10 protein-coding genes are annotated in these 12,524 nt (G+C 66.6%); 4 read left to right on the plus strand and 6 right to left on the minus strand.

Annotated features, from left to right (window positions below):
* Nucleotides 1–26: 26 nt before the first annotated feature.
* Nucleotides 27–2,834 (minus strand): M16 family metallopeptidase, encoded by a 2,808-nt coding sequence (locus tag ABWP22_RS07420; RefSeq protein ID WP_353199318.1) that lies wholly within the window; start codon nt 2,832–2,834, stop codon nt 27–29.
* Between the two features lie 62 nt (nt 2,835–2,896).
* Between ABWP22_RS07420 and ABWP22_RS07425 the strand changes: the two genes are divergently transcribed.
* On the plus strand, nt 2,897–4,555 hold the full coding sequence (locus ABWP22_RS07425) for a M28 family peptidase (RefSeq protein ID WP_353199319.1): 1,659 nt from the start codon (nt 2,897–2,899) through the stop codon (nt 4,553–4,555).
* A 1-nt stretch (nt 4,556) separates the two neighbouring features.
* Here the strand turns inward: ABWP22_RS07425 and ABWP22_RS07430 are convergent, their stop codons facing one another.
* From ABWP22_RS07430 to ABWP22_RS07450, 5 genes are all read right to left on the minus strand, one after another.
* Entirely contained in the window at nt 4,557–5,621 is a 1,065-nt protein-coding gene (locus tag ABWP22_RS07430) for a 5-(carboxyamino)imidazole ribonucleotide synthase (RefSeq protein ID WP_353199320.1), read from the minus strand.
* Complete coding sequence (gene purE, locus ABWP22_RS07435) at nt 5,621–6,136, minus strand: 5-(carboxyamino)imidazole ribonucleotide mutase (RefSeq protein WP_353199321.1); 516 nt, start codon at nt 6,134–6,136, stop codon at nt 5,621–5,623. The genes ABWP22_RS07430 and purE overlap by 1 nt, the downstream gene beginning before the upstream one ends.
* A 67-nt stretch (nt 6,137–6,203) precedes the next feature.
* Nucleotides 6,204–6,800, minus strand: coding sequence for a TetR/AcrR family transcriptional regulator (locus tag ABWP22_RS07440; RefSeq protein ID WP_353199322.1), 597 nt, complete (start codon nt 6,798–6,800; stop codon nt 6,204–6,206).
* Between the two features lie 36 nt (nt 6,801–6,836).
* Nucleotides 6,837–8,519: a sulfatase-like hydrolase/transferase gene (locus ABWP22_RS07445; protein WP_353199323.1), complete on the minus strand. Its 1,683-nt coding sequence runs from the start codon at nt 8,517–8,519 to the stop codon at nt 6,837–6,839.
* Nucleotides 8,516–8,896: a hypothetical protein gene (locus ABWP22_RS07450; protein ID WP_353199324.1), complete on the minus strand. Its 381-nt coding sequence runs from the start codon at nt 8,894–8,896 to the stop codon at nt 8,516–8,518. Before ABWP22_RS07450 ends, ABWP22_RS07445 begins: the two co-directional genes overlap by 4 nt.
* A gap of 237 nt (nt 8,897–9,133) precedes the next feature.
* Here ABWP22_RS07450 and ABWP22_RS07455 point away from each other — a divergent pair, with 237 nt between their 5' ends.
* The 3 genes from ABWP22_RS07455 to ABWP22_RS07465 are packed head-to-tail and all read left to right on the plus strand — an operon-like array spanning nt 9,134 to nt 12,523.
* On the plus strand, nt 9,134–10,180 hold the full coding sequence (locus tag ABWP22_RS07455; RefSeq protein WP_353199325.1) for an MBL fold metallo-hydrolase: 1,047 nt from the start codon (nt 9,134–9,136) through the stop codon (nt 10,178–10,180).
* A complete protein-coding gene (locus tag ABWP22_RS07460) occupies nt 10,167–11,900 on the plus strand; it encodes an arylsulfatase (RefSeq protein ID WP_353199326.1) in 1,734 nt (577 codons plus the stop codon). Before ABWP22_RS07455 ends, ABWP22_RS07460 begins: the two co-directional genes overlap by 14 nt.
* The gene (locus tag ABWP22_RS07465; protein WP_353199327.1) at nt 11,870–12,523 is read left to right on the plus strand and encodes a YoaK family protein; all 654 of its coding nucleotides are present in this window, start codon (nt 11,870–11,872) and stop codon (nt 12,521–12,523) included. The genes ABWP22_RS07460 and ABWP22_RS07465 overlap by 31 nt, the downstream gene beginning before the upstream one ends.
* The last annotated feature ends 1 nt before the right edge of the window (nt 12,524 follow it).

The following is a 12,524-nucleotide window of genomic DNA, read 5'->3' on the forward strand; positions in this document are numbered from 1 at the left end:
GCTCCCCTGGTGGCAGAGGTGATCTATCACTCCGGTTTCACCACCTCCACCGGCAGGCCGAGCGTCTTCAGTTGCGGTTCCACCTTGGCGCGGTCACCAACCACCACCCACAGGAGTTGGTCCGTATCGAAAAGCTGCACCGCCTTGTTGAGATCCTCCACGGTCAACGCCCCGAGCCGGCGCGCGGCGGTCACGTAATAATCATCCGGGCGACCGAGCAACTGGTTGCGCTCCATCGCCGACAGGAAGCTGCTGCCACGCTCGAACTCGCCGGGCAGCGCCAGCACGCTGTTGGCAATGGTGCGGCCGCGTTCCTCGGCGCTGATCGGCCGGGTCGTCTTGATCGCGGCGATGTCGGCCTGGATCGCCTTGATGCTGTCGGCGGTGCGGTCGGTCTGCACCGGGGCATAGACGATGCTGTAGAGCTGGCCCTTGCCATCGGAAATCCCGGCAAAGGCGCCATAGGCCCAGTTCTTCTCCTCGCGGATGTCGGTGTTGATGCGGCAGGTCGAAAGCCCGCCCAGCACATCGGCGGCGGCGCGCTGGGCGATCAGATCCTGTGTTCCCGTGATGGGCAGCAGGCTGCCGGCCAGGATCAGGCTTTGCGGGCTGTTCGGGCGATCGACAAACAGGATGCGTGTCGGTTTGGCGGGTGCGGGCGCAGCAGCCTGCACCGTGCCGCGCGGCACCGCCGGATCGGCCTGCCAGCGGCCGAATGCGGTTTCCAGCATCGGCTTCAGCTCCTCGGCGGTGATGTCGCCGGCCACGAACAATGTGCCATTGTCCGGGCGGATCCAGCGTTTGTGCCAGGCGATCAGCGCATCGCGGCTGAGTGTTTTCACACTGGCCGGGGTGCCCAGCCCGCTCGGCGGCGCGCCATAGGGGTGATTGGGGCCATAAAGCGCCGGGGTGAGCAGACGCTGGGCAATGCTGGCCGGCGTGCTGGCTTCCTGCGCCAGCGCGCTGAGCATCTGGCCACGCACGCGTTCCAGTTCGGCCGGCGGGAAGTCCGGGCGCTGCACGATGGCGGCGAACAGCGCCAGCGACTGCGGCAGATTGGATTTGAGCGCATCCAGACTGAGCTTGGTGCGATCGAGCCCGGCGCCGGCACCGATGCCGGCCCCCAGCCGCTCGCGCAGTTCGGCGATGGCCGGGCCGGTCAGCCCGTCATGGCCTTCATCGAGCAGCGCCAGCGCCAGTTGCTGAATGCCCAATTGGCTGCGCTCATCGGCGGCCATGCCGCCCTCCATGCTGAGCAGCATGCGCACCAGCGGCACAGTGGTGCGGCGGGCAAGTTCGACCTTCAGGCCATTGGCCAGGGTGAAGCGTTCGATGGCCGGCCATTGCAGCAACGGCGGCGCGCCCACGGCGGGTTCGGCCATGCGGGGCGGGCCCTTGGCCGGCGGCGCACCAGCGGCGACCTTGGGCGGCGGCGGCACCTCTTCGGCGGCCGGGCGATCACCGGGCAGCACGGTCTGCACATAGGCACCCTGCCCCAGCCAGCGTTTGGCAGCGGCCTGCACCGCCGCCGGGGTGGCATTGGCGTACCAGCCCAGCTCGGTGCGATATTGATCGGGATTGCCGGCATAGACCGCACCTTCGGCCAGCGCGACCGCCTTGCCACCGGAGCCGCCGACGGCTTCCAGCCCGCGGATGGTGCTGGCAACATTGCGCGTGGCCACCCGGCTGACCTCGTCGGCGGTGGGGCCCTTGGCGATGAAGTCGGCCAGCGCCGCCTTCACCTTGGCTTCGACATCGGCCAGCTTGGCGCCGGGGGCCAGGGTCACCTCGATTTCGGCCATGCCGACCTGTTCGAAGGCCTGCACGCCGCCGCTCACCGACACCGCCAGCCGCGATTCGCGCACCAGCGCATTGAACAAGCGCGAGGAGGCGCCGCCGGCCAAGACGGTGAGCGCGATGTCATTCAGGACCGCCGCCTGATCGAGCCGGCCGGGCACCGTCCAGTTGAAGCTGAGGCGAGGATTGGGGATGCGGTCCTGCAGCGTTTCGCGGCGCTCCTGAGCCCATTCCGGCACCGGCGCCGGCAGCCGCTGCACATCCGGCCCGCGCGGGATGGCGCCGAAATATTTCGTCACCATATTGCGCGCCGTGGCCACATCGATGTCGCCGGCCAGCACCAGCACGGCGTTGTTGGGGCCATAATGGGCACGGAACCAGCCCTGCACGTCCGCCAGCTTCGCCGCGTTCAGATCCGTCATCGAACCGATCGTGTCGTGGGCATAGGGATGGCCGGCCGGGAACAGCGCCTTCAGCGTGGCATATTGCGTCAGCCCCAGCGGGCGATTGTCGCCTTCGCGCTTCTCGTTCTGCACCACCCCGCGCTGCGCATCCAGCTTGGCCTGGGTCACCGCGCCGAGCAGCCAGCCCATGCGATCGCTTTCCAGATACAGCGCCAGATCGAGCGCCTGGGTCGGCACATTCTCGTAATAATTGGTGCGATCGAACCAGGTGGTGCCGTTGGCATCGGTGGCGCCGACATCCTCCAGTTTCTTGAAGAACACACCGTCGTTGTTCTCGCTGCCATAGAACATCAGATGTTCGAACAGATGCGCGAAGCCGGATTTGCCCTCCGGCTCATCGCGCGAACCGATGTGATACCACACGCTCACCGCGACGATCGGCGCCTTGCGATCGGTGTGGACGATCACCCGCAAGCCGTTGGGCAGGGTGAACTGCTCGTGAGGCAGGCTGACCTGATCGACGAGGCGGGCAATGCTGGTCGGCGCCCCAGAAGTTTGCGGCGCCGTCTGGGCCGCAACGGACCCGGCCAGCATCAGCCCCGCCACAACCGCCGTGATCAATTTGTGCAACATGCCCGATCCTTGCCGATTTGCGAGGGTTTGCACCGGTCTAGCGCGCCTGATACGTATCGCCAATGAACAAGCGCATCTTCACCCTCGCCGCCCTGCCGCTCATCGCCGCAGCCGCTCCCGCATTTGCCCAAGCGCCGGCCGATCCGCTGGCGGCCTCGTTCCGCGCCCATGTCGCCTTTCTGGCCGATGATCTGCTGGAAGGCCGCGGGCTGGGCAGCCGCGGTCACGAGATTGCCGCAAATTATGTCGCGCAGCATTTCGCGCGGCTGGGCCTGCAACCGGCAGGCGACGCCGGCACCTGGTATCAGCGGGTCAATTTCGCCGAAAGCCGCTTCGCCAGCGAGCGCGAGACCGCCGTGCTCGATCTCGGCAGCCAGCGCCTGACCCTGGAAAACGGTGTCAGCCTGATCCTCGCCCCCGGCCCGGTGGCCGGCACCGAGGAAATCAGCGGCGGGCTGGTGTTCGCCGGCTATGGCCTGCAAGACGCGAGCCAGGGCATCAATGATTTCGCCGGGCTGGATGTGCGCGGCAAATATGTCGTCGTGCTGTCCGGCGCGCCGGACAATCTCAACAGCGAAGTCGCCGCCCACCTCGCCCGCACCTCCAAGGCGATTGCCGCGCAAGCCGCAGGTGCCATCGGCCTGATCAACGTGCGCACCCAGAAAGAGGCGGACCGCCTGCCGTGGGACAAATCGGTGCGCAGCGCGCGCCTGCCGCGCCGCATCCTGCTGACGGCCGATGGCCAGCCGCTGGGTGACGGCGCCGGCCTGAAGGTGCGCGCCACCATCGAGGATGCCGCCGCCACCGCGCTGTTCGCCGCCGCCGGCCAGGATTTTGCCGCGATCCGCGCTGCCGCCAAGTTGGGCGCGGTCAAAGGCTTTGCGCTGAACGGCAATCTCACCGTGCGCCGCGCCACCGGCGTGGAGCGCATCACCAGCCCGAATGTGCTGGGCCTGCTGCCCGGCACCGATCCGAAGCTGGCTGCTGAAATCGTGGTGATTTCCGCGCACCTCGATCATGTCGGCATCAAGGCCGGCGCCAAGCCGGGCGAAGATGCGATCTACAATGGCGCCATGGACAATGCCAGCGGCAGCGCCACGCTGCTGGAGGCCGCCACCGCGCTGGCCAAGGCACCGCCGAAGCGCAGCGTGCTGTTCCTGGCCGCCACGGCCGAAGAATCCGGCTTGCTGGGCGCCGATTATTTCGCCCGCCAACCCACGGTGGAAGCCAGGCGCATCGTGGCCGACGTCAATATCGACATGCCGATCCTGACCTGTGATTTCGGCGATGTCGTGGCCTTCGGCGGCGATCGTTCGACCATCGGCACCGTCGTGGCAGCCGCCGCCAAGGCCGAAAAACTGGGCCTGTCACCCGATCCGCAGCCCGAAGAAGCGGTGTTCACCCGGTCAGACCATTATCCCTTCGTGCGCAAGGGCGTGCCGTCGGTGTTCCTGAAAACCGGCTGGACCGATACCAAGGGCGGCATGACCTGCAAGGACGCCGAACGCAATTTCCGCCTCAACAACTACCACGAAGTCTCCGACCAGCTCAGCCTGCCGTTCGATTGGACGGCAGCGGCGAAATGGTCACGCCTGAACACCAACATCATCCGCCTGATCGCCAACGCCAAATCCGCGCCGCAGTGGTACGCCGGCGATTATTTCGGCACCGCCTTTGCCCCCACCGCCGCCAAGGCCCGGAAGCCCGGGCAAGGCCGGTAAGTCAGCTCCCCAGCCGGGTCACATGCCCCATCTTGCGGCCCGGCCGGCCTTCGCCCTTGCCATAAAGATGCACATGCAAGGACGGGTCAGACAGAAGGCGCGGCCAGTCTTCGGCATCGGCGCCGATCAGATTGGTCATTTCGATCTGCGGTGACATCTGGGTGGTCGGCCGCAGCGGCAGACCGCAGATGGCGCGGACATGGTTTTCGAACTGGCTGGTGGCGCTGCCTTCGATCGTCCAGTGGCCGCTGTTGTGCACGCGCGGCGCCATTTCGTTGAAGCGCAGGCCATCGGCACAGGCAAAAAACTCGGCTGTCAGCACGCCGACATGATCGAGCTTTTCCGCCACGGTGCGGGCCAGCGCCACCGCATCGGCGGTTTGCGCCCGCACCAGCGCCGGCGCCGGCAGGCTGGAGGTGGCCAATATGCCACCGCGATGCAGATTGACCGACACCGGCCAGTGCACCATCGCGCCATCCTGCCCCCGGCACAGGATCACGCTGTATTCGTGGGCGAAATTCACCATGGCTTCCAGGATCGCCGGCTGCCCGCCGATCAATTCCCAAGCGGCATCGGCATCCCCGGCGGCCTTGATCCGCGCCTGGCCCTTGCCATCATACCCAAAGCGGCGGGTTTTCAATATGGTCGGCACGCCAATGTGGGCAATCGCTTCATCCAGGCCTGCGCGGCTGTCGACCTGCACCCACGGCGCGGTGCGGCCGCCCAGCCATTCGACGAACTGTTTTTCGGCCATGCGGTCCTGCGCCACTTCCAGGCTGTGTGTCCCGGGGTAGACGGGCACGGCCTGCGCCAGGTGGCGCACGGCGGCCGGATCGACATTCTCCCATTCGAAGGTCACCACATCCACCGCCGCGGCAAAGGCCGACAGCGCGCCGCGATCCGCATAATCGGCGCGGGTGACCGCTGCCGACACATCGGCCGCCGGCAAATCGGCTTCCGGGGCAAACACGTGGCAGCGATAGCCGAGCTCTGCCGCTGCCATGGCCAGCATGCGGCCCAATTGGCCGCCGCCCAGGATGCCGATTGTCGAACCGGGTGCCAGCATCAGGGCAGGCTGTCCGAAGGCACTTCGGCCACCGCATCGGTTTGCCGCTGCCGCCACGCTGCCAGCCGCGCCGCCAGCGCCGGATCGTGCAGCGCCAGAATCGCCGCGGCTTGCAGGGCCGCGTTCACCGCGCCGGCCTTGCCGATGGCGAAGGTGCCGACCGGCACGCCTGCCGGCATCTGCACGATCGACAGCAAGCTGTCGATGCCGTTCAACTGCCGCGATTCCACCGGCACCCCCAGCACCGGCAGCGCGGTCAGCGCCGCCGCCATGCCGGGCAGATGCGCAGCCCCGCCGGCACCGGCAATGATGATCTGCAAACCGCGTGTCGCAGCCGAACGCGCATAATCCACCAGCCGATCCGGCGTGCGGTGGGCCGAAACGATACGGGTTTCATGGCCCACGCCCAAAGCCGCAAGGGTTTCGGCGGCATGCAGCATGGTTTGCCAATCCGATTGGCTGCCCATGATGATCCCCACCTTGATTGCAGCAGTGGCGGCGGCTTCGCTTGCCATGGCCCCGTGTCCCCTCGACGCGAAAGCGCGATGCTCTACCTGCCGGCAGGGCGACTCGCAAAGAAATTCAGGTAATGGGTGCGCCGGCCTTCCCGGCAACCAGCGCTGTGACCGCCGTGATGATCACCGTCACCGCATTTTCGTGCGCCATGCCGCGCCGGTCACGCAGACTGGCATAGCAATCCAGGCTGAGCCATTGATCCAGTTGTTCAAACCACAGGCTGTCCTCGCGCAGTGCTTCGGGAACCACCGATTCCAGCCGGGCCCGCAGCATCTGTTCGAAGGCGCGTCGTCCGATCTGAACCGATTCAGACCCCGAACGATAGAGATCCGCAGCGCGGCGATAGCCCAGTGCGCCCTGGAACATCTCCATGCGGCGGGCCACGAGTTCCTGCACCTGATCCGGCCACCCCGTGCTGCAATACGGCTCCAGAAAATGCAGATAGCGGCGGCCGATCCGATCGAGCACCGCCGTGTAAAGCGAATCCATGTCGCCGAAGTGCCGAAACAGACTGCGAAGGCCAACGCCAGCCCGTGCAGCAATATTCTCGGCACTCGGCGGATCATCATCTTCGTCGATCAGCGCGATCAACGCTTCGATGATGCGCTCGCGGCTGGCGAGCGAGCGCAGTTTGCGGCCATCGGTTTTATCAAGGTCCGGCATTTTTATAGCAGTTCGTCACTACACCAGTGGCAAGCGTCAGTTCCACCAATAGATATAGGCATCGTTCGGCGACGATTTAACCCCCAGCGGCCGATCAATCGGGATGGGTGAACGGATCAGGCTCGGCCATGCCGGCGCCACCTGTGTGGCATCATGCGCCGCCAGCATCGCCTGCAATTCCGCGACGCGCGCGGGCTGCTGGGCCGCCAGATCGATGCGCTCCCCCGGATCGGTGGCGAGATTGTACAGCCGAACCGCGCGCTGCTGCCCCAGGCTGTGCAATTTCCAGCCTTCGTGCAGCACCACCCGGTAGCCGCCCGATCGCCAGAACAATGTGCGGTGCGGCACGCCGGTTGCTTCGCCGGCCACGAACGGCGCCAGATCAACCCCGTCCACGGTCCGATCCGGCGGCGGCGCGGCGCCCGCTGCGGCGGCGGCCGTGGCGAAGATATCGAAATGGCTGACCGGGCTGGCGAATCGTCTGCCCGCAGGCAAGCGCGCCGGCCATCGCATCAGATAGGGCACACGGGTGCCACCTTCGTAGAAGGTTGCCTTCCAGCCACGCAGCGGCTGGTTGAGTTCCGGCAGGCCGACATAGTGCGCGCCACCATTGTCAGAGGTGAAGATCACCAGTGTGTTGTCATCCAGGCCCTGTTGCTTCAGTTCGGCCATCACCTGGCCAACCCCGCGATCAACGGCGCGCACCATCGCGGCATAGACGCGGCGGCGCGGATCCTTGATGGCGCTGAGGGCATCATAATCGCTTTTCAGCGCCTGCAGCGGCGTGTGCGGGGCGTTGTAGGCCAGATACAGGAAAAACGGCCGGTTGCGGTTGGCGCGAATGGCGGACAGCGCCTGGGCGGTGAGATAATCGGTCATGTATTTGTCGGGGGCAAAGCGCGGCCCGCCATTATACTGCACCGAATAGGGCAGATTGGCCCACAGGAAGCGATCGATCGGATCGAAATCCTGTTTGCTGTTCACCACGTTCGGATCATCGTCGGGCAGATATTTCTGGCCGCCGATGATGAAGCCCAGGCTTTCATCAAAGCCCTGATCTTCGGGGCGCATGCCCGCCGCTTCGCCCAGATGCCATTTGCCCAGATGGATGTTGTGATAGCCACGGCCGCGCAATTGTTCGGCAATGGTGATTTCGCCGGCCGGCACACCCTTGTTGCCCGCCGGTGGCAGATTCTTCGCCGCCTCTTCGTCGAAGACGGTCTTCACCGCCCAGTCGCTGGGGAAATTGGCGATGTTGCGGGCGAACATCGCATCGGGGCGGATGATGCCGGTGGGAAACCAGCCCGGCAATTTCACATCGGTGGGCGTGAATTCATAACCGAAGCGCGTCGCATATCGGCCCGTCATCAGCGCCGCCCGGCTCGGTGCGCAGGTGGCGTTGCCGGCATAGCCTTGCGCAAACACCACGCCTTCGCGGCCGATGGCATCGATGTTGGGCGTGGGCATCCCGCCAGCGCCCTGCCCGGTGATCGTGACATCGTTGTAGCCCAGATCATCCGCGACGATCAGCACAATGTTGGGCGGCCGCGCACCCGCAGGGGCCTGCGCCGGGCCCTGGTTCCACGCCACCGGCCGGTTGGCCTCGGTTGGCGTGCTGATCCAGCGGTTCAAATTGAGCTTGATGTAATCGGCGGACAGATAGAGCGCGCCGCCTGCCAGCGCGACCCCGCCGAGCAGGACCTTGATGACCCGCTTCATTTGCCGGCCACCAGCGTGCGGCGGGCCAGGACCAGCACGATGATCATCACCGCTTCGGCCACCATCGGCGGGATGGCTTCAGGCCCGATGCCATCGGCGACCAGCGACACGCAGCGCCCGGTGATGGCGATGGCGAGCAGCAGCAGCGGCACCAGCAGCGCCCTTGGGTCTTTCTGCAGCGCACCGATCATGGCAAATGTGCCGCCGGTGATGAAGAAGCCCGGAAAATCCGCGCGCAGCGTTGCCATGCCCTGGCCGCCATCCGGAATCAGGAAGAAATTCGCCGCCGCCCCGGCCGGATTGAACAAGAATCCCAGGCCGATGGCGATGTTGAACAGCGCAATCAACCCCACCAACACGCGCAACGCCCCAGCCATGCCCATCCCTTCGAAAATATGTCCGGACGCCGTCAGGTCGTCCTGAATTGCAATGTACAAGGTTACAAAAGTTCCGCTTTTTGCGGTTTTTGAACCTGTGACGATCTGTTTTTTCGGTCCTCAGCAACGCTCGCGACACAAGCATGTGACACGCGCCGCGCCATTATAGCGACAAATGGCGCCGTAGGACAGTGGGGTGCCATTGCCTCTGAGCTCACCGCGGCCTAGGGTCCGCTGATGCGGCGGTGGGGATTTCTGGTTGCACTGGTGGTGCTGGCGGTGGGCCTGTGGTGGAGCCGCGCGCCGTTGGGCGCGGCATTTTATGCCCGCGTCGCCGAACAACGCGCCGGGCGCAATGCGCTGGCGGGGCGTTCCGATGGCATCACCCTGATCTTCTGCGGCACCGGCACGCCGCTGCCCGATCCGGATCGTGCCGAATCCTGTTTGCTGGTGCAGGCAGGCGACAATCTGCTGCTGATCGACGGTGGTGATGGCGGCGCGCGCAAGCTGGCCGGCTGGGGCGTGCCGCTGGGCGGGCTTGATGCGGTGATGATCACGCATCTGCACAGCGATCACATCGAAGGGCTGGGCCCGGCGCTGCTGATGCGCTGGACGGGCAGCGCGGCGCGCACCGCGCTGCCGCTGATCGGCCCGGCCGGCACGGCGCGGCTGGCGGCGGGATATAATGAAATGCTCCACGCCGATGCCGGTTATCGCACCGCGCACCACGGCGAGGCGATCACGCCGACCGGCGGCGGGCAGTTTTCCGGGCGCGATGTGGGCCCCGGCGAGGTGTGGAACGCCGGCGGCCTGGTGGTGACGGCGTTTTCTGTCGATCATGCGCCGATCGCGCCGGCCTTCGGCTATCGACTGGCCTACAAGGGCCGCACGGTGGTGATCAGCGGCGATACCACGGCCAATCCGGCGGTGGCTGCCGCCGCCAAGGGCGCCGATCTGCTGGTGCACGAAGCATTGCAACCACGGCTGGTGGCCGGCATCACGGCCGGGCTGGAACGCGCCGGGCAAAAGCGCACCGCGCAGATCACCCGCGATATCCTGAATTACCACACCTCACCGGAACAGGCCGCCGATATCGCCGCGCAGGCCAAGGTCGGCATGCTGCTGCTCACCCACATCGCTCCGCCGCTGCCATCACGCCTGCTGCACGCGGCGTTCCTGGGGGACGCCGCCACGCGGTTCAGCGGGCCGATCCGCATTGCCCATGATGGCCTGGTGCTGCACCTGCCGGTGGGCAGCAAGGCGGTGGATGATGATTCGCTCTAGGGTTGCAGCGCTGTTGCTGGCCAGCAGTGGCTTCACCGCGCACGCCCAGCCCGCCGCACAACCTGCCCGCCCCAATATCGTGCTGATCATCGCCGACGATTGGGGCTTTTCCGATCCGGGCAGTTACGGCAGCGAGATGGCGACGCCCACCATCGATGCCCTGGCGCGCCAGGGCACGCGCTTTGCCAATTTCCATGTCGCGGCCAGTTGTTCCCCCACCCGCGCCATGCTGCTGACCGGGGTGAACAGCCACCGTGCCGGGTTGGGCAACATGCCCGAAACCATCCCGCCCGAACATCGCGGCCAGCCCGGCTACAACGCGGTGCTGGCCCCCGGCGTCACCACGCTGGCGCAGCGGTTGAAACGCGCCGGCTATGCCACGCTTTATGCCGGGAAATGGCATCTGGGGCACGATGCCGCCGATCTGCCCACCGCGCGCGGTTGGGATCACGCGCTGGCGCTGTCGCAATCGGGGGCGGACAATTGGGAGAACAAGCCCAATCGCCTGCTTTATGAACGCGCCGACTGGACGCGCGACGGCAAGACGGCAAAGCTGCCGCGGCGCTTCTATTCCTCCACGCTGATCGTGGATGAAGCCATCGGCCAGATCGACAGCGTGAAGGGCAAACCCTTCTTTGCGACGCTGGGCTTGTTGGCCAACCATATCCCGGTGCAGGCCAGCGCGGCCGACATAGCGCCTTACACGGGCCGTTATGATGCCGGCTGGACCGCACTGCGCGCCGCGCGGGCCAGCGGCGTGACCCGTGCCGGGCTGCTGCCACCGGTTGCGCCGGTGACGATGCCGAGCACCCGCAACTGGCAGGCGCTCAGCGCCGAGGAGCGCGCGCGCTGGGCCGGCGCCATGGCCGTTTATGGCGGCATGGCCACGGCGATGGACCGCGAACTGGGCCGGCTGGTGGCCCATCTGAAGGCGCGCGGCCTGTATGACAACACGGTGTTCGTCTTCGTATCCGACAATGGCGCGGAGGCCACCAATCCCGAAGCGACGGACTTCACCCGCTTCACGACCAATCTTGAATATGACATGGCGCCGAAACGCCAGGGCCAGCCGGGCACCCTCACCTATATCGGTGCCAGTTGGGCCAGCGCCGCGGCCAGCCCCTTGCGCGGTTACAAGTTCAGCGCCTGGGAAGGCGGCGTGCGCGTGCCGTTCATCCTGTCGCTGCCGCCGGCCCTGCAACAGGCGCGCGGCGGCGTGGCGGGCGCACCGGCACATGCCGTCGATCTGGCGCCCACCCTGCTCGATGTGGCCGGCGTCACCGACCGCGCCGGGCTGGAAGGGCATTCGCTGTTGCCGGCGCTCACCAACTCCGCAGCCGCCATCCACCCAAAGGGCGAGGCCATTGGCTACGAATTGTCGGGCAACGCCGTGCTCTATCAAGGCGCGATGAAGCTGGTGAAGAATTTGCCGCCCTATGGCGATGGCGGCTGGCATTTGTTCGACATCAACGCCGATCCCGGTGAGACAAACGATCTGGCGGCAGCGCAGCCGGTTCTGCTGTCGGCCATGCAGGCCGAATGGAGGCGCTGGGCCAAGGCCAACAAGGTGCTGCCGATGCCAGCCGGTTACAGCGCGCCAGCGCAGATCCAGGCCAATGCCCTGCACGATCTGCTGGCCCCGCGGCTGGCGCCGATCGCTGCCGCGCTGTTGCTGCTGCTGGCCGGGCTGTGGACGGGCCGGCGCTGGCGCGCTGGCTGATGCAGGATCATTCGCGGCGCGATCAGATCATGGCGGCCGCACTGGCGGCACTGGCCGGCTTTGTCGATGCGGTCGGTTTCCTCGCCAGCGGCGGCCTGTTCATCAGCTTCATGAGCGGCAACAGCACGCGGTTGGGCATCGGCCTCGCCGAGGCGACCCGCTTCGCCCTGCTGGCCGGCAGCCTGCTGGCGGCATTCGTGGCCGGGGTGACGTTGGCGAGCTTGGTGGGCCGGCGGTTGCAGCACAAGCGGCGGCGTTCGCAGTTGCTGCTGGTGGCCGGCCTGCTGGCGGCCGGCGCGGCGCTGGCGCTGAGCGGGCAGACCTGGCCGGGGCTGCTGCTGGCGGCGATGGCGATGGGCGCCGAAAACTGCGTGTTCGAAGCCGGCGGCGACGTGAAGATCAGCCTGACCTTCATGACCGGCAATCTGGTGAAGATCGGCCAGCGGCTGGGCCTGGCGCTGGCCGGCGGGCCGGCCTTTGCCTTCGTGCCGTGGCTGTTGCTGTGGCTGGCGATGATTGGCGGTGCCGTGGCCGGCGCGCTGGCCTGGCCGTGGCTGGGCCTGGCCAATCTGGCGGTGGCGGCGCTGGTGGCGGCGGGGCTGGCGCTGGTGATCGATGCTTAGG

It is taken from the genome of Sandarakinorhabdus sp., assembly GCF_040398665.1.
Classification (GTDB): Bacteria; Pseudomonadota; Alphaproteobacteria; order Sphingomonadales; family Sphingomonadaceae; genus Sandarakinorhabdus.